Here is a 17362-nt window from a genome sequence, read left to right on the forward strand (position 1 = left end):
GCCTTCGGCATCCCGCTTTGCAATGTCACAGCGTGAATTCACGGAACGCTTGGAATCTTTTACATGGCCCATCGCATTGCCACGCTTGGCGACATTACCCCGGACTTTGACGTTATTCTGTCTGATGTGTGGGGTGTATTGCACAATGGCGTCACCGTTTTTGCCGATGCGGCGATTGCGTTGGAGGCGGCACGCAAGGCGGGCAAGACTGTGGTGCTCATCACCAATTCCCCCCGCCCGGGACCTGGCGTCATCGCCCAATTGCGGGCATTCGGCATTTCCGACAGTGTTTATGACCGCATCGTCACCTCTGGCGATGTTACCCGCAAACTGATTGCTGAGGGCCCGAACAAGGTCTTCCTTCTGGGGCCGGAGCGCGACATGCCGCTGATGGACGGTCTCGACGTCGAGGTCGCGCCGGAGGCAGAGGCAACAGCCCTTGTCTGCACCGGCTTTTTCGATGACGAAACCGAAACGCCGGAAGACTACACCGATATGTTGAAGGGCTTCATCGCCCGTTCCGTGCCGATGATCTGTGCCAACCCCGATCTGGTGGTGGAGCGTGGCGAGCGCATCGTTCCCTGTGCGGGCGCCATGGCGGCCTATTACCGACAGCTTGGCGGCGAAGTGCGCATTGCGGGCAAGCCGCACTCCCCGATCTATGAAGCCTGTCTTGCGGCAGCAAAAGAGGTGCGCGGCGAGTTTTCCAAGGCACGCGTGCTGGCCATCGGTGATGGCATGCCGACAGACGTGAAGGGCGCGATTTCCGCCGGGCTGCAGCTGCTCTATATCAGCGGCGGAATTCACGCTGCGGAATATATGTTGAATGGCGAAACGGATGAGGCGCTGATGAATGCCTATCTGGAAAGCCAGAACGCCGCTCCCGGCTGGTGGATGCCACGCCTGGCCTGAAAGCAGATGCGCCTATGACCGTATTTCATCGCAATGAGCAGAAAGAACCGCTTCCGGATAATCTGAAGGGCGGCGTCGTTGCTATTGGAAATTTTGACGGTGTGCATCGCGGCCACCGCGCCGTGCTGGATCGTGCGCTGGAACTGGCGCGCGCGCGCGACATTCCCGTGCTGGCGCTAACATTCGAGCCCCACCCGAGAACGGTCTTCCGCCCGGATAAGCCGGTTTTCCGCCTCACGCCCGGCCCGGTCAAGGCCCGGCTGCTGGCCAAGGAGGGATTTCACTCCGTCATCGAATATCCCTTCGACCGGGAGTTCTCCCAGCGCTCGGCCGAAGATTTTGTAAAGTCCGTTCTGGTTGACTGGCTGGGCGCAAGCGCTGTCGTCACCGGCTTCGATTTCCATTTCGGCAAAGGCCGCGAGGGTGGACCTGCATTCCTGATGGAGGCCGGACATCGCTACGGGTTCGATGTGACGCTGGTGGATGCATTTCGCGATGAGGGTGCCGAAGTCGTTTCCTCCAGCCGTATCCGGGAATTGCTGGGCCAAGGCGATGTTGTCGCGGCTGCCGGTCTTCTGGGCTATCGTTACACTGTCGAGGCGGAAGTCATTGGCGGGCAGAAGCTGGGTCGCACGCTGGGTTATCCCACCGCCAACATGGCGCTGCCGCCGGAAACCGAGCTGAAGCCCGGTATCTATGCCGTGCGCTTTCGCAGGCCCGATGGCACGCTGCATGATGGCGTCGCAAGCTTCGGCTACCGCCCGACAGTGACCGACGATGGCGCAGCCCTGCTCGAAACGTTCCTGTTTGATTTCTCAGGCGATCTCTATGGCGAAGTCTGCTCGGTGTCCTTCTTCGGAAACTTGCGGGATGAGCTGAAATTTGACGGGCTGGAGGCGCTGGTGGCGCAGATCAAACGCGACGAGGAAGAGGCGAGGGCGCTTCTATCAGGCGTGAAACCTCTGGGCGAACTGGATGCTCTGATCGCTTTTTGAGCGCGATAGGCCTTTGTGCGGCATCTATTCCCTTTTCAAACGCTGCAAAAACACATAAGCAGACGCCTATGCACCAATTTCGGTTGACGTTCATATCCCGAATTATTGGCCCGGCCTTTCGTGCGCAATAAGCAGCCGAAAGGTCCGGGATTTCGGCGCTTGCCAGAAGCGCCTTCCGCCTTTGCCCTTTTAGCACTCAAGACGGCGCGACCCCGCCATTTCCTCTCATTCTGGGGCCGCCGCATAACGGTATGATCATGAACGACACCGCACAGACATTAGACTATTCCAAAACACTTTACCTGCCGCAGACGGATTTTCCGATGCGCGCCGGCCTGCCGCAGAAAGAGCCTGAAACGGTTGCCCGCTGGCAGCAGATGGGTCTTTACAAAAAGCTGCGCGCTTCCGCCGCTGGCCGCGAAAAATTTGTGCTGCATGATGGCCCTCCCTATGCCAACGGCAACATCCACATCGGCCACGCGCTGAACAAGATCCTGAAAGACGTCATCACCCGCTCGTTCCAGATGCGCGGCTTTGACAGCAACTACGTTCCCGGCTGGGATTGCCACGGCCTTCCCATCGAGTGGAAGATCGAGGAAGCCTACCGCGCCAAGGGCAAGAACAAGGACGAGGTTCCGATCAACGAATTCCGTCAGGAATGCCGTGAGTTCGCGGCTGGCTGGATCGAGAAGCAATCGGCTGAATTCAAGCGTCTTGGCATAGAGGGCGATTTCGAAAACCCCTACACGACCATGAACTTCCACGCGGAAGCCCGCATCGCTGGCGAGTTGCTGAAGATCGCCAAGAGCGGCCAGCTTTATCGTGGCTCCAAGCCGGTCATGTGGTCGGTTGTCGAGCGCACCGCTCTGGCTGAGGCCGAGGTCGAGTATGCTGACGTTGAGAGCGACATGATCTGGGTGAAGTTCCCGGTTAACGTAAAATCACCAATAGTCGGCAAGGATGGTAAAGGGAGAACCGAGGCCGAATGGCAACTAAATAATGCCTCCGTCGTCATCTGGACAACGACCCCGTGGACCATCCCCGGCAACCGCGCCATCTCGTTCTCGTCGCGCTTCCCTTACGGCTTGTTCGAAGTCGAAACGGCTGAGAACGAGTTCGGGCCGCAGCCGGGCGAAAAGCTGATCTTCGCAACGAAGCTGGCTGACGAAGCCGCCAAGAAGGCAAAGCTGACATTCAAGCTGGTTCGTTCCGTCACAGCGGAAGAACTCGGCGCGATCACCTGCGCCCATCCGCTGGCTCACCTCGGCTATGACTTCGCAGTTCCGCTGCTCGATGGCGATCACGTTACCGATGATGCCGGTACGGGCTTCGTGCACACCGCACCAAGCCACGGCCGTGAAGACTTTGAGGCGTGGATGTCAAATGTGCGCGAACTCGAAGCCCGTCGCATCTCGACAAAGATCCCGTTCCCGGTTGGCGATGATGGCTTCTACACCGAAGATGCGCCCGGTTTCGGCCCATCGGCTGAAGGTGGTGCGGCCCGCGTGATGGACGATAACGGCAAGAAGGGTGATGCCAATGAGCGTGTCATCAAGGCGCTGATCGGCGTCAATAACCTGTTTGCCCGTGGCCGTCTGAAGCACAGCTATCCGCATAGCTGGCGTTCCAAGAAGCCGGTCATCTTCCGCAACACGCCGCAATGGTTTGTCTATATGGACAAGGAACTGGGTGATGGCACAACGCTGCGCTCCCGTTCGCTGTCCGCCATCGATGACACCCGTTTCGTGCCAGCCGGTGGCCAGAACCGTCTGCGCGCCATGATCGAAAACCGCCCGGACTGGGTGCTGTCGCGCCAGCGCGCCTGGGGCGTGCCGATTGCCGTGTTTGCCGATGAGCACGGTGAAGTGCTTGTTGATGAAGCGGTCAATGCCCGCATCCTTGAGGCTTTCGAGGTTGAAGGTGCGGATGCGTGGTTTGCCGAAGGTGCGCGGGAGCGTTTCCTGGGCGAGCGTGCTGGGGAACCTTGGGTACAGGTCCGCGACATCCTCGACGTCTGGTTCGATAGCGGCTGCACGCACACTTTCACACTGGAAGATCGGCCTGACCTGAAATGGCCTGCCGATGTCTATCTGGAAGGCTCCGACCAGCATCGCGGCTGGTTCCACTCGTCGCTGCTGGAAAGCTGCGCGACGCGCGGACGTGCGCCCTACAAAGCTGTTGTCACCCATGGTTTTACCATGGATGAGCAGGGCCGCAAGCAGTCCAAGTCTCTCGGCAATGTCGTGGCACCGCAGGATGTCATGAAGGAGTCGGGTGCGGATATTCTGCGCCTGTGGGTCATGACCACGGATTACTGGGACGACCAGCGTCTGGGCAAGGCCATCATCCAGACCAATATCGACGCCTATCGCAAGCTGCGCAACACCATCCGCTGGATGTTGGGCACGCTGGCGCATGACACGGGCGAAGACATTGCCTATGCCGATCTGCCTGAGCTGGAAAAGCTGGTGCTGCACCGCCTGTCGGAGCTCGATCAGGTCGTGCGCGACGGTTACGACGCGTTTGATTTCAAGAAGATCACCCGTGCGCTCATCGATTTTGCCAATGTCGAGCTTTCGGCATTCTATTTCGATATCCGCAAGGACACGCTTTATTGCGACGCGCCGTCGTCGCTCAAACGCCGCGCATCGCTTTCGGTGATCGCTAAGCTGTTCGATTGCCTCGTGACTTGGCTTGCGCCCATGCTGCCCTTCACGACAGAAGAAGCATGGCTGTCACGCTACCCAGATGCGGAATCGGTGCATCTCGTCCAGTTCCCGGACGTTCCGGCGGAATGGAAAAACGAGGCGCTGGAAGCCAAGTGGGACAAGATCCGCAAGGTGCGCACGGTTGTAACGGGCGCACTGGAAGTCGAGCGCCGCGAAAAGCGCATCGGCTCCTCGCTCGAAGCGGCTCCCGTGGTGCATGTTGCGGATGCTGAATTGCTGGCTGCCCTTGAAGGCCAGGATTTCGCGGAAATCTGCATCACCTCGGCCATCTCGGTTGTGGCAGGCGAAGGTCCTTCGGATGCGTTCCGTCTGGGCGAAGTCCAGAACGTGTCTGTCGAGCAGAAGCTGGCCGAAGGTCAGAAATGTGCGCGTTCGTGGCGCATCACCACGGATGTCGGCTCCGATCCAGCCTTCCCGGATGTCTCGGCCCGTGACGCGGCAGCCCTTCGTGAGCTAGGGGTTACTGCTTAAGAAAAGTACCGGGTGAATTGCACTTTGGGCGTTCATCCGGTAAACCTGCCTGAAATTGGCCGGATTTTTGCAGCACTGCGGGCTGCCGGTCTGTGGACGGCGACAGCATAAGGCCGAAAATCTGAAACGATTTTTGGAATGCGCAATGCCTGTAATTAATATAAGAGCGCTTTGTGAGCGCCCGTAAGGGCGAACGACGCGCTGGGGGCGGAAGGGTTTCGATGAGCATGACGCAGAGATTTCGCATCTACGGCACTATTCTTGGCGCGGTATCTGTCAGCCTCGCATTGAGCGCCTGCACCAGCCCGACCTATGGTACGGGAAAGTCATCCGCCGAGCAGTTGGTCGATGACCTTGGCAATGCCACCTCCATCACCGGCGACCAGGACAAGCGCAACCTGAAATACAATCCGCGTCCAGGCCTCGTCGTGCCTGCACAGGCCCGCGCCGGACAGTTGGCGCAGCCACAGCAGAACCTCGCCAACCGCGAGACCAACCCGCAATGGCCTGAAACACCGGAAGAAGCGCGCGAGCGCCTGCGTCAGGAAGCAGACGACAACCGCGACAATCCAAGATACCGTTCGCCATTGCTGGCCGGTAACGGCACCAACGGCCAGATGACCGAGACCCAGAAGTGGGAAGCCTTCCGCAAGGCCAAGGCTGATGCGCAGGGCGGCACAATCGTCAACAGCAATCAGCGCAAGTTCCTCACTGACCCGCCGCTGGAATATCGCAGCGTTCCGCAGGAACAGCTCGCAGATCTCGGTACGCCGGAAGCGAAAAAAGAAAAAGAACGCAAGAAAAATGCCGCCATGGCTGGCACTGGCAAGAGCTGGTGGAACCCGTTCCAGTAAGGGTGAGTGGGGCAGAAACGTCATCCTCGGGCTTGACCCGAGGATCTAACGAACCCCCACATCGAACGCGGTCAGATCCTGAGGACAAGCCCTGATATGACGCCTTCTTGGAGCGTCGTACGTGGCTCAAACCTCACGCTTCCCCTGAAAGAAACCCCGTAAAATCTCCGCACTCTCGACCTCCGCCATTCCCGAATACACCTCCGGCGCATGGTGGCAGGTGGGCTGGTTGAAGAACCGCACGCCGCTCTCGACAGCTCCGCCCTTGGCGTCATTCGCGCCGTAGTAAAGCCTGCGGATGCGGGCAAAGGATATCGCCGCAGCGCACATGGTGCAGGGCTCCAGCGTCACATAGAGGTCGGCTCCCACCAACCGCTCCTGGCCCAATTCTTCACAAGCCATGCGGATCACTGCGATCTCGGCATGGGCCGTAACATCGTTCAGTTCCCGTGTTCGGTTGCCAGAACGGGCCACCACGCGGCCATCCAGCACAAGCACTGCACCGATGGGCACCTCGTTTCGCAGGGCCGCTTCTTGCGCTTCATCAAGCGCCTGGTCCATGAAATGCGTCGTTTCCGCCATTGTCCGTGCAATTTCCTCTTAACCGATGCCGCGTGACCTGATAGGACACGGCAAACAACAGGCAAACAACAAATGACATTCAAAGACAAGCCGACGCGCGGTGGTGGTAAGACATTCGACCGGGACAGGAAGCCAAAATCTTCCGGTGGCCCCGATGCTGCACGCGAGAAGAAGCCGTTTGTGGCAAGAACGGAGCCTGCCGTGGCCGAAACTGCGGCGGCAAAACCCGAGCGTATTTCCAAGATCATGGCGCGTGCAGGCGTGGCATCGCGCCGCGATGTGGAACGCATGATCATGGAAGGTCGCGTTTCGCTGAACGGCGTCAAGCTGGAAAGCCCCGCGATCAATGCCACCCTCGATGACAAGATCGAGGTCGATGGCGAGCCGATCCGTGGTGCCGAGCGCACGCGGCTGTGGCTGTACCACAAGCCTTCAGGTCTGGTGACGACGAATTCCGATCCTGAGGGACGTCCGACCGTTTTCGACAATCTGCCCAAGGAACTGCCCCGCGTCCTGTCCATCGGTCGTCTTGATATCAACACCGAAGGGCTGTTGCTGCTGACCAATGATGGCGGTCTGTCGCGCGTTCTTGAACTGCCGACAACCGGCTGGCTGCGCCGCTACCGCGTGCGCGCCCATGGCGAGGTCGATCAGGCGGCGCTGGACAAGCTGAAAGAGGGCATCGCCGTTGATGGTGTGCTCTACGGCTCCATCGAAGCAACGCTGGATCGTACCCAGGGCCGCAACGTCTGGATCACCATGGGTCTTCGCGAAGGCAAGAACCGGGAAATCAAGAACGTGCTTGGCGCGCTTGGTCTTGAGGTTAACCGCCTTATCCGCATCTCCTACGGTCCATTCCAGCTCGGCGACCTGCCGGAAGGCCAGGTCGTTGAAGTGCGTGGCCGCATGCTGCGCGATCAGTTGGGCCCACGTCTCATCGAGGCAGCCGGTGCGAATTTCGATGCGCCGATCTATGATGCTGTTTCCGAGGATGAGGAAGCAGCACCTCAGCGTCCTGTAAAGTCTGAGTGGTCCAAGCGCGGTGCTCCAGAGCAGAACCCGCGTACACCACGTTTCGACGATAAGCGCGAGGCCGCACCCCGCGAGCGCGCTCAGGGTCGCCCTGATGCCAAACGCGGCGCCAAGCCATTCGGCAAGGGTCGTGAAGAGGGACAGGAAGACCGCCCCAAGCGCCCACCCATGGGCAGCAACCGCACAGCCAATGTGTGGATGGCACCCGGCGCCAAGCCAACCCGTGACGGCAAGGAGCGTAAATCCTACCGTGAGGAGGCTGATACCGCTTTCAAGAGACCGTCGGCTGAGGAAGAGTCCCGCCGGGGTATTGTGAAGCACAGGGATTCCGAGGGTGACTGGATCCGCGCTGACAAGCCTGCGCAGGATGAAAGCCGTGGACGCGGTAAAGGCGACCGTGGTGATCGCGGCGGCAAGCCATTTGGCGACCGCAAGCCCCGTGATGCTGGCGAACGCAGCGACCGCCCCCGTGTCGAACGGTCCTTCGGGGATCGGCCGGACCGTGGTGACCGTCCCGCCCGCCCATCCTTTGGAGATCGCCCCTATGGCGACCGCAAGCCTCGTGATGCTGGCGAACGCGGTGAGCGTCCACGCGGCGAACGGTCCTTCGGGGATCGTCCAGACCGTGGTGACCGGCCAGCGCGTCCATCATTTGGTGATCGCCCGGCCCGTAGCGGCGAGCGCAGCGAACGACCCTTCAGCGACCGCAAGCCTCGCGACGGTGCAGACCGCCCACGCGGCGAGCGTCCATTCGGTGACAAGCCGCGCGGTGCAAAACCCTTTGGCGACAAGCCTCGCGAAGGCAGGCCTTCTGGCGGCAAGCCGGGTGGTTTTGCTGGCAAGCCCTCATTCGGCAAGCCGCGCGGCGAGCGTTCCGAGGGTGGCTATTCGGGCAAGGGTCCCGGTGGCAAAGGCCCAGATAGTAGGGGCCCAGACAACAAGGGTCCGGGTAATGGTTCCGGTGGCCGAGGCCCCGGTGGAAAACCTTCTGGTGGCAGGGGAATGACGCGTAATGCGGATCGTAGGCGGTGAGTTTCGCGGCAGGTCTCTTGCCGCTCCGAAATCCAATACAATCAGACCCACAATCGACCGTACACGTGAAAGCCTCTTTAACATATTGAGCCACGCCTATCCGGAAAGTCTGGATGGCACGCGGATTCTCGATGTGTTCGCAGGCACCGGCGCGGTGGGGCTTGAAGCCCTGTCGCGCGGCTGTCGGGTTGCGCTGTTTGTGGAAAACGGCATTGAGGGCAGGGGCCTTCTGTGGGAAAATATCGATGCGCTGGGCCTGCATGGCCGTGCCCGTATTCTGCGGCGCGATGCCACCAAGCTCGGCAGTGTCAATAATATCGAGCCCTTCGATGTGATCTTTGCAGATCCACCTTATGGCCTTGGCCAGGGTGAAAAGGCACTTGAGGCAGCCCATGCGGGTGGGTGGCTGGTGCCAGGGGCGCTGGCCATTCTCGAAGAGCGAGCCGATGTGCTTGTGACTGTCGATCCCGCCTTCAAGCTTCTCGAAAGCCGCGTCTTCGGCGACTCGAAGATGCATTTCTACCGTTACGAGCCATAAGTACGGAATTGATCAGGATGACGCGCACCGTTGCCGTGCGCGTCACTCTCCTGTCGTCTTTGTGTCATAGAGCGGGAAGCGAATTGACGTGAAGGAGAGCCTGCACCCGTGGCTGCGAAGAAAAAGAAACTCTCTGGTAAAAAGCGCAAGCGCGAAGAAGCAGCCAGAGAAACACGCGATCCAACATTTGCGCTGGCATTGGGTGGCGGCGGTGCACGCGGCATCTGCCACATCAATATCGTTGAAGCACTGGATGAACTCGGCATTCGCCCCACAGCCATTGCAGGGTCTTCCATCGGCTCCATCATTGGTGCTGGCATGGCGGCTGGAATGCGTGGCCGTGATATCCGTGATTATACGCTTGAGCTTATGGGCAAAAAGGGAAGCGTGGCCAACAAGCTATGGAGCCTTGGGCCCGCTGCCATGCGCCACAGCGCGTTCGGGTTTCGCTTCGGCCAGTTCAATCTCGAGCTTATTCTCGATGCCCTCCTGCCATCAGCGCTGCCCAAGACATTCGAAGGCCTCCAAATTCCGCTGAAGGTCACTGCGACTGACTATTATGCGCAATGCGAAGTCATTGTGGAAACCGGCAGCTTGCATCAGGCGCTGGCGGCATCATCCGCCATTCCCGCGCTGTTCATGCCCATTCGCATGAATGACCGGATCATGATTGACGGTGGTATCTTCAATCCTGTTCCCTATGATCATCTGCTTGATAAGGCCGATATTGTCATCGGTGTGGATGTCGTCGGCGGGCCGGAAGGTGATGGCACCACAATGCCGAGCCGCTTTGAAAGCCTGTTCGGCGCCAGCCAGTTGATGATGCAATCTGCCATTTCGCTGAAACTGCGCTTGCACCCGCCACATATTTTCCTGCGCCCGCCGGTCAACCGTTTCCGTGTGCTGGATTTCAGAAAGGCCCAAGAGATCTTGGCCGAATCCGAAGTGACCAAGGATGAGCTGAAACGGCAGATCGAGATGCAGGTGGAGCTTTATCATCGCGGCCACGGCGTTGAATCGTGACGAAGCCACTCAAAAGCAGGTGAAGTTCCGCTTTGGCCTTGATGCGGCAGGTGTGGCGCAATAAATGAAGGTCAACGAAAGGCCCACCTCATGTCCTCAAAAATCGATTCTTCCAAGCTTCTAGACCGTGCAAGCGAACTGGTCGAACTCGCCCGGCGCGCGGGTGCAGATGAGGCGGATGCCGTCATCATCCGCTCACGGTCGCAATCCGTGGGCGTGCGTCTGGGCAAGGTGGAAAGCACTGAATCGTCAGAAAGTGATGACTTTTCCCTGCGCGTTTTCGTCGGCAAGCGTGTGGCCAGTGTCTCGGCCAATCCCGGCTTCGATTTGAAGACTTTGGCTGAACGCGCCGTGGCCATGGCAAAAGTCTCACCCGAAGACCCCTTTGCCTGCCTCGCTGACAAATCGCGTCTGGCTGGCTCCTATGACGATCTTCAACTCTTCGACGCCACAGTGGTTTCCACCGACGAGCTTCGGGATGCAGCCCTTGCTGCTGAAGAAGCAGCGCTTGGTGTCGCAGGTGTCAGCAATTCCTCCGGCGCTGGCGCATCCAGCGGCATGGGCGGCTTGGTGCTTGTCACCTCGCATGGTTTTTCCGGCAGCTATATGGGCAGCCGCTTTGGTCGTTCCGTCAGCGTTATTGCCGGTGAAGGCACGAAGATGGAGCGCGATTACGAGTATGACAGCCGTCTTTACTTCGCCGATCTGGATGACCCACAGGATATTGGCCGCCGTGCTGGCGAAAAGGCTGTGGCACGCACCAATCCCCGTCAGGTCGATACTGGCAGCAACGTAACCGTGGTGTTTGATCCGCGCATTTCACGCAGTTTCGTCGGCAGCATTGCCGGTGCCATCAACGGCGCATCCGTGGCCCGCAAAACCAGCTTCCTGCGGGATAAAATGGGACAGCAGGTGCTGAAGAAAGGCCTCGTTCTGACTGACGATCCGCAGATCATGCGCGGACCATCCTCCCGCCCGTTCGATGGAGAAGGCGTGCGCGGTGAAAAGCTGGTCATGATTGAAGATGGCGTGTTGAAAAACTGGTTCCTGTCGACCTCCACGGCGCGCGAATTGGGACTTGAAACCAATGGCCGTGGCGTTCGCGGCGGCAATCTCGTGTCTCCCGCCTCGACCAACCTGATGTTGGAGCCGGGGGAGATTTCGCCGAAAGACCTGATTGCCCATGTTGGCACAGGCTTCTACGTCACCGAACTCATCGGCCATGGCGCCAACCTGCTGACGGGTGAATATAGCTGCGGCGCAAGCGGGTTCTGGATTGAGAATGGTGAAAAAGCGTTTCCTGTTTCTGAGGTTACAATCGCCTCGAACCTCAAGGACATGTTCATGCGGATAACCCCCGCAGATGACATTGACCGCAAGTACGGCGTGGTCGCGCCGACGCTTGCCATCGAAGGCATGACGATAGCGGGACGCTGATTTACCCTGACAGCGGTTGCAATGAGGCCCGTGTCATGCGCATGTTCGGGCATGGAAACAGTCCCACCCGCGGACCGCGCAACGAACGACGAGCATATGAACGACGCAACAGGAGCAGACTGGCGCTCCGACCTTGACCTCATCGTAGATGCCGCAAGACAGGCTGGCAGCGTAGCCATGACGTTTTTCCGCAAAGACCCAGAGGTCTGGTGGAAACAGGGCCATTCGCCCGTCAGTGCGGCTGATTATGCTGCCAACGAGATTCTGGAAACCGTGCTTCGCAAGGCTCGGCCTGATTATGGCTGGCTTTCGGAAGAGACGGATGATGACGAAGATCGGCTGTCGAAAGAGACGGTGTTCGTTGTGGATCCCATTGACGGCACACGCGCCTTTATTGGCGGCAAGGACACTTGGTGCGTCAGCGTCGCAGTCGTTCATCGCGGCAGACCTGTGGCAGCGACGCTTGTCGCACCAGCCTTTGACGAAGAGTTCAGCGCCCTGACGGTCGGCCCTGCGCTCAAAAACGGACAGCCGCTCTCTGTCACCTCTGCTGGCGGTGAACACATTCACTTGGCAGCACCGGAAGATGTGATCGCCCGTCTTGACCCCGCCGTGAAAGCGAGGGTTCACCGCATCCCCCACGTGCCATCGCTGGCTTACCGCTTGGCCATGGTATCGGATGGGCGCATTGATGGCACATTGGTTAAGCCCCATTCCCATGACTGGGATCTTGCCGCCGCCGATCTCATTTTGCAGCGGGCGGGTGGCAGCCTTGTGGATATTGATGGCAACACCCTGATCTACAACAGGCGCCAGGTGACGCACCCGCAACTGTGCGCAGCGGCCAACCATGTTCTTCCGGCCTTGCTGGGGCCGCTCAACCTGTCTGACAGAGGTTGATTTTTACGGCGAAATCCCGCAGATGAAACACTCTTGGGACAAATGGACGATTAGAAAGAAGAGAAAAAATGACTGTAGCGGGCGACCAGAAACAGCTTCTTCACCTTGTGTTCGGCGGCGAACTCGAAAATCTTCAGGAAGTGCAGTTTCGTGATCTGAAGGCACTGGATATCGTTGGTATCTTTCCTGACTATGCATCGGCGCTGACAGCGTGGAAGTCAAAAGCGCAGCAGACTGTGGACAACGCCCATATGCGTTATTTTATAGTGCATATGCACCGTTTGCTGGAGCCTGACAGCAAATAACCACTGGTTTCCGACTTGGTTTGTATTATACCAGATGCAGGGAAAAATTGTGCGAGTCCCCTTAGGGCACGCACAACATCTGGGGTAGCGGCATATTTCCGCAGGCAATGTCGGCTCTGAAACAAAAAAGTCGCATTTTTGTATGAGATAGCCTTCAGGCGATGGGCGAGAAGCGCATGCGCGTTTTCGGGTCGTTTCGATGTCTAGCCAGAAAAGACGGCGACTGTGAGCGGCCGGTCTGTTTGGCTCTACACTCTGGCAGGGATCATAGGGGAAAGCATTGCGCGAAATGATCGAAGGCAGCATGTCATGAACAGCCGTATCGCACGTTTCGCCCTTTCGGGTTATAGAATTGCTGGCGTCGCCGCCTATCCTTTCGCCCGTCCTTACCTCATGTATCGTGCTGCCAAGGGCAAGGAAGACAAGCGCCGCCGCATGGAGCGCTTCGGCTTTCCAAGCGCAGATCGCCCCCGTGGCCCGCTCGTCTGGTTTCACGCCGCAAGCGTCGGTGAAACGCTGGCGCTCATTCCACTCATCCGTGAAATTCGCAAACGCGATATCCATGTTCTGCTGACAACCGGAACGGTGACCTCGGCTGAGGTCAGCAAGGCGCGTCTGGGCGATGACGTCATCCACCAATATGTTCCGCTGGATATCAAAATCTCGATCAACCGTTTCCTGACCTACTGGACACCGGATGCGGCCATTACTGCCGAATCCGAGATATGGCCTGTTACGATGATGGAGCTAGAGCGACGGCACATACCGCAGATCCGCGTCAATGCCCGCCTGTCCGATCGCTCTTTTGGACGCTGGCATAACCGGCCGGATCTGGCCGAGGCGCTGTTCAGCAAGCTGGCTCTGGTCGTGGCGCAGTCCGATGTCGATGCGGAACGGTTCCGCGATCTGGGTTCGTGGCCTGTGCTTGTGTCTGGCAATCTCAAAGGTGACACCGACCCGCCGCCGCATGATCCAGCACTTCTTGAAACTTACCGACGCCAGATCGGCACGCGCAAGACATGGGCTGCTATCTCGACATTCGATGGCGAGGAGAAGGCTGCAGCCACCGTGCACGCGGCCATCAAGTCGCGCAATGACCAGCTCACCATCATCGTGCCGCGCCATCCCGAACGCGCCGATGAGATTGAGACCATGCTGAAAAGCATGAACCTGACTGTCGCCCGCAGAAGCCGGGGCGATGTGATTACGCCGCAGACAGATATTTTTCTGGGCGATAGCATTGGTGAGATGGGGCTTTATCTCCGCTTGACCGAGCTTGCCTTTGTCGGTCGCTCGCTGACGGCGGAGGGCGGGCAGAACCCGCTGGAGCCAGCCATGCTGGATTGCGCCGTTTTGTCCGGTGCGCATGTGCAGAATTTCCGTGATGCCTATCAGAAGCTGCTCCGCTCAGGCGGTGGCCGTATCATAAAAGACGTGGAAATGCTGGCGAAAGCCGTGCATTATCTGCTGGTCAACGACAATGAGCGCTACAAGATGATCGATGCAGGTGGCAAGGTCATCGAGGATATGCGCGGAGCTCTTTCGCTGACCGTGAAGGCGCTTGAGCCCTACATCAATCCCCTGACGGTGACGGCAAAACTCCAGCCACGCAGTGCGGCTGGTTGATCATGCCGACGGACGCCGCTGGAAAGTCGCCTGCATCCATCAGGGCAATCCTGTTTGACAAGGATGGAACGCTCATCGGCTATGATGCCAGCTGGGGCCCGGTCAATCGCGAGCTTGCGGCGATTGCCGCCAATGGCGATGCAGTGCTGGCGGATCGGCTGCTTCTGGCCTGCGGCATGGACCCGGTATCCGGCCATGTCACACCCGATAGCCTGTTGGCCGCTGGCAATACGGTGCAGATTGCGCAAGGGCTTGTGGCAGCAGGGTCTCCCTGCGATCTATCAGACCTCACAAAGCGCCTCGATCAGCTTTTCACACAGGCAGCCGGAAAATCCGTCGCCGTTACCGATCTCAAGGCGTTTTTTGCGCGGCTGAAGGGCCGCGGCTACAGGCTTGGCATCGCCTCCAGCGACAACGAAGCATCGATCCGTGAGCTTGCCCGTCGTTTCGGTTTCGAGGCCGATCTTGATTTCGTGGCGGGTTATGACAGTGGCCATGGCAGCAAGCCGGAGCCGGGCATGGTGCTGGGTTTCTGCAAGGCCGTCGGCCTTTCTCCGGACTGTGTGGCTGTGGTGGGTGACAACAATCACGACCTTCACATGGGTAGAAACGCGGGCGCGGGCCTCTGCATCGCAGTGCTGACCGGCACCGGCTCGAAGGCAAGCCTGTCTGCGGATTGCGACTATTGTTTCGACGATATTACCGGCCTTGAAACGCTCCTACCATCCGTAGCGACGAGCTGACTGGCCGATCTGAAAGCCGCCCTCTTTGCAAATTCCTCACCTTTCTGGCAGATAGCTGCTTCTACCAAAGGCAAACGCGGGAGTTTGGGAACGCATGGTTTCGGAAGCGCCGCCATTCTGGTGGGAAAAATCCGGTTGGCAGGCTTGGGCACTGTCACCCTTCTCGTTCGTATACGGCAAGGTGGCAGGAAAACGCATGCGGACGGTAAAGCGGGCCTCCGTTCCTGTCCCGGTCATCTGCATTGGCAACTTCACGGTCGGCGGTGCGGGCAAGACCCCCACTGCCATCGCCATCGCCCAGGCCGCGCTGGAGATGGGCTTGAAGCCCGGTTTCCTAAGCCGTGGTTATGGCGGCACGCTGGATGTGACGACACTGGTTGAGGCCGGACACCACCGTTCTCAGGATGTGGGCGATGAACCCCTGTTGCTGGCGCGTGAGGCAATCACGGTCATTTCCCGAAAGCGGGTGGAGGGTGCGCGACGTCTGGTCGAAGAAGGCATCGATCTCATCATCATGGATGACGGTTTCCAAAGCGCGCGTTTGACGCTGGATTATGCGCTCGTCGTCATCGATACGCAGCGCGGTATCGGCAACGGCCACTTTGTGCCCGGCGGTCCCGTGCGTGCGCCGCTGGATGAGCAGATGCGTCAACTGACAGGGCTTTTGAAGGTCGGCAACGGGAAAGCGGCAGAGACCATCGTTCGAACGGCGGCGCGTGCTGGAAAGCCGGTCTTTGTTTCCTCCATCCGGCCACGGCCCCAGCCCAACTTTGCGGGCACAAAGGTGCTTGCCTATGCGGGCATTGCCGATCCTGCCAAGTTCTTTCGCACCGTCGAAGATCTCGGTGGAGAGATCGTTGCGAGGCGATCCTTCCCCGACCATCATCATTTCAGCGACGAGGAAATCAGCGATCTCATGGCTGAGGCGGACAGGCTGGGTGTGGCGCTGGTCACCACCGCCAAGGATGCGGTGCGATTGAAAGGTCATCATGGCAGCGCGGCCAATCTGCTGAGCCAGACGCTGGTCATCGATATCGATATGGTCTTCGATGACCCAGCTGTGGCGCGCGGTATCATCGACGCGGCTCTTCAGAATTGCCGGAACAGAAAGCTGCGAGAGGCTTAGGGACGCAAAGGTGCAGGGCGAATATCCGGGCCTGCTGGAACTATCTCCCTTTGGCGGGCTTTCCTTGATGATGTGAGCGCCACATTTGGTCGCTCCACGATTTCAGGAGGATTTCATGCCGCAGGAAAATACGGAAAAGAAAGTCTTTTCACCGAAGGAGAGCCGTCAGGGGTTCAAGGGCAGCCCTGTTCTGATCATTCTCGTCATCAGCCTCGTGCTTGCCGGTGCGGTCTGGATCGTTGCGGAAAGCTGGGGAGAAAGCACGGCACCTACCACCACTGAAACAGCGCCTGCCACCAGTTCTACCTCACCATCGGCCACGCCGAACCCGGGTGCGCAGGGCACTCAGACATTCGACAACAATACGCCTTCCGGTACCACGCCGCCGACAGAAGGCACGGATAGAAATCCAAGCTCGACTAACACGACCGCACCATAACGAAAAAAGCCGGGCGATATGCCCGGCTTTTTCATGCGTGGTGGGAAGCTCAAGCCGCCTTTTGGGCTGCGGCGTTAACGGATGAGCCCGCAAGCTTGGTCAGGTCTTCATCCGTTGTGGATTCTTCCTGCAGCGTGGCATCCAGCAGCGCAACGGCCTTGGTATATCCGAGCTTTTCAGCCCAGGCCTTGAGAGTGCCGTAGCGCGTGATCTCATAGTGCTCCACGGCCTGCGCGGACGAAATCAGGCCGGCGTCGAGCGCCACAGAACCCTTGTAATCTTCGATGATTTCTTCACCCTCGGCAATGATGCCCTGGATGGCTTCGCAGGTCTTGCCCTGCGCGCGCTTGCCGATGATTTCAAAGACTTCCTGGAGGCGTTCGATCTGCCCCTGGGTTTCTTCCTTGTGCTTTTCGAAGGCGGCCTTCAGCTTCTTATCCGTGGCGGCGCGGGCCATTTTCGGCAGGGCTTTCAGGATTTGACGCTCGGCATAATAGATGTCCTTGAGCGTGTCATAGAAAAGATCGTCGAGTGTCTTCTCGGCCATGTCAGTCTCCTATTGAAAATCGTGCATCTTGGTCACACCCCCGGCTAACCGGCGTTGGGTGCGATCGTTCC

At 58.9% G+C, this 17362-nt stretch carries 16 protein-coding genes; 14 read left to right on the plus strand and 2 right to left on the minus strand.

All coding sequences use genetic code 11. The annotated features are described in order from the left end of the window. Window positions 1-63: 63 nt before the first annotated feature. The 4 genes from RQI55_RS08820 (at window position 64) to RQI55_RS08835 (ending at window position 5961) form a co-directional block, all read left to right on the plus strand. Window positions 64-912, plus strand: a complete 849-nt coding sequence (locus RQI55_RS08820) for a TIGR01459 family HAD-type hydrolase (RefSeq protein WP_243256601.1) — start codon at window positions 64-66, stop codon at window positions 910-912. A 14-nt stretch (window positions 913-926) separates the two neighbouring features. After that, window positions 927-1907 carry a bifunctional riboflavin kinase/FAD synthetase gene (locus tag RQI55_RS08825; protein WP_243256600.1) on the plus strand — a complete coding sequence of 327 codons (981 nt, stop codon included), beginning with the start codon at window positions 927-929 and terminating at the stop codon, window positions 1905-1907. Window positions 1908-2164: 257 nt separating this feature from the next. Continuing rightward, entirely contained in the window at window positions 2165-5107 is a 2943-nt protein-coding gene (gene ileS / locus RQI55_RS08830) for an isoleucine--tRNA ligase (protein ID WP_243256599.1), read from the plus strand. Window positions 5108-5334: 227 nt separating this feature from the next. Next, complete coding sequence (locus tag RQI55_RS08835) at window positions 5335-5961, plus strand: hypothetical protein (protein ID WP_236727951.1); 627 nt, start codon at window positions 5335-5337, stop codon at window positions 5959-5961. A gap of 126 nt (window positions 5962-6087) precedes the next feature. Here the strand turns inward: RQI55_RS08835 and RQI55_RS08840 are convergent, their stop codons facing one another. Next, window positions 6088-6543: a nucleoside deaminase gene (locus tag RQI55_RS08840; RefSeq protein ID WP_243256598.1), complete on the minus strand. Its 456-nt coding sequence runs from the start codon at window positions 6541-6543 to the stop codon at window positions 6088-6090. Between the two features lie 72 nt (window positions 6544-6615). Between RQI55_RS08840 and RQI55_RS08845 the strand changes: the two genes are divergently transcribed. From RQI55_RS08845 to RQI55_RS08890, 10 genes are all read left to right on the plus strand, one after another. Beyond that, on the plus strand, window positions 6616-8607 hold the full coding sequence (locus RQI55_RS08845; RefSeq protein ID WP_243256597.1) for a pseudouridine synthase: 1992 nt from the start codon (window positions 6616-6618) through the stop codon (window positions 8605-8607). Beyond that, entirely contained in the window at window positions 8588-9145 is a 558-nt protein-coding gene (gene rsmD / locus RQI55_RS08850; RefSeq protein WP_243256596.1) for a 16S rRNA (guanine(966)-N(2))-methyltransferase RsmD, read from the plus strand. Before RQI55_RS08845 ends, rsmD begins: the two co-directional genes overlap by 20 nt. A 192-nt stretch (window positions 9146-9337) precedes the next feature. Further along, window positions 9338-10168, plus strand: a complete 831-nt coding sequence (locus RQI55_RS08855; RefSeq protein WP_197980137.1) for a patatin-like phospholipase family protein — start codon at window positions 9338-9340, stop codon at window positions 10166-10168. A 90-nt stretch (window positions 10169-10258) separates the two neighbouring features. Continuing rightward, window positions 10259-11605, plus strand: coding sequence for a TldD/PmbA family protein (locus tag RQI55_RS08860; protein ID WP_243256595.1), 1347 nt, complete (start codon window positions 10259-10261; stop codon window positions 11603-11605). A gap of 96 nt (window positions 11606-11701) precedes the next feature. Further along, window positions 11702-12505 carry a 3'(2'),5'-bisphosphate nucleotidase CysQ gene (locus RQI55_RS08865; RefSeq protein ID WP_243256594.1) on the plus strand — a complete coding sequence of 268 codons (804 nt, stop codon included), beginning with the start codon at window positions 11702-11704 and terminating at the stop codon, window positions 12503-12505. Window positions 12506-12573: 68 nt separating this feature from the next. Beyond that, complete coding sequence (locus RQI55_RS08870; protein ID WP_042618099.1) at window positions 12574-12810, plus strand: DUF4170 domain-containing protein; 237 nt, start codon at window positions 12574-12576, stop codon at window positions 12808-12810. Between the two features lie 309 nt (window positions 12811-13119). Further along, a complete protein-coding gene (gene waaA / locus RQI55_RS08875; protein WP_243256593.1) occupies window positions 13120-14436 on the plus strand; it encodes a lipid IV(A) 3-deoxy-D-manno-octulosonic acid transferase in 1317 nt (438 codons plus the stop codon). A 2-nt stretch (window positions 14437-14438) separates the two neighbouring features. Further along, window positions 14439-15179 carry an HAD family hydrolase gene (locus RQI55_RS08880; protein WP_243256592.1) on the plus strand — a complete coding sequence of 247 codons (741 nt, stop codon included), beginning with the start codon at window positions 14439-14441 and terminating at the stop codon, window positions 15177-15179. A gap of 94 nt (window positions 15180-15273) precedes the next feature. Next, on the plus strand, window positions 15274-16305 hold the full coding sequence (gene lpxK, locus RQI55_RS08885; RefSeq protein WP_311272480.1) for a tetraacyldisaccharide 4'-kinase: 1032 nt from the start codon (window positions 15274-15276) through the stop codon (window positions 16303-16305). 115 nt (window positions 16306-16420) lie between these two features. Further along, the gene (locus RQI55_RS08890; protein WP_311272481.1) at window positions 16421-16744 is read left to right on the plus strand and encodes a hypothetical protein; all 324 of its coding nucleotides are present in this window, start codon (window positions 16421-16423) and stop codon (window positions 16742-16744) included. 49 nt (window positions 16745-16793) lie between these two features. Here RQI55_RS08890 and RQI55_RS08895 read toward each other — a convergent pair whose 3' ends face one another. Then, window positions 16794-17291, minus strand: coding sequence for a ferritin-like domain-containing protein (locus RQI55_RS08895; RefSeq protein ID WP_311272482.1), 498 nt, complete (start codon window positions 17289-17291; stop codon window positions 16794-16796). Between the last annotated feature and the right edge of the window lie 71 nt (window positions 17292-17362).

Source organism: Rhizobium sp. WCS2018Hpa-16, from assembly GCF_031843705.1.
In the GTDB taxonomy this organism is placed as follows: domain Bacteria; phylum Pseudomonadota; class Alphaproteobacteria; order Rhizobiales; family Rhizobiaceae; genus Agrobacterium; species Agrobacterium tumefaciens_C.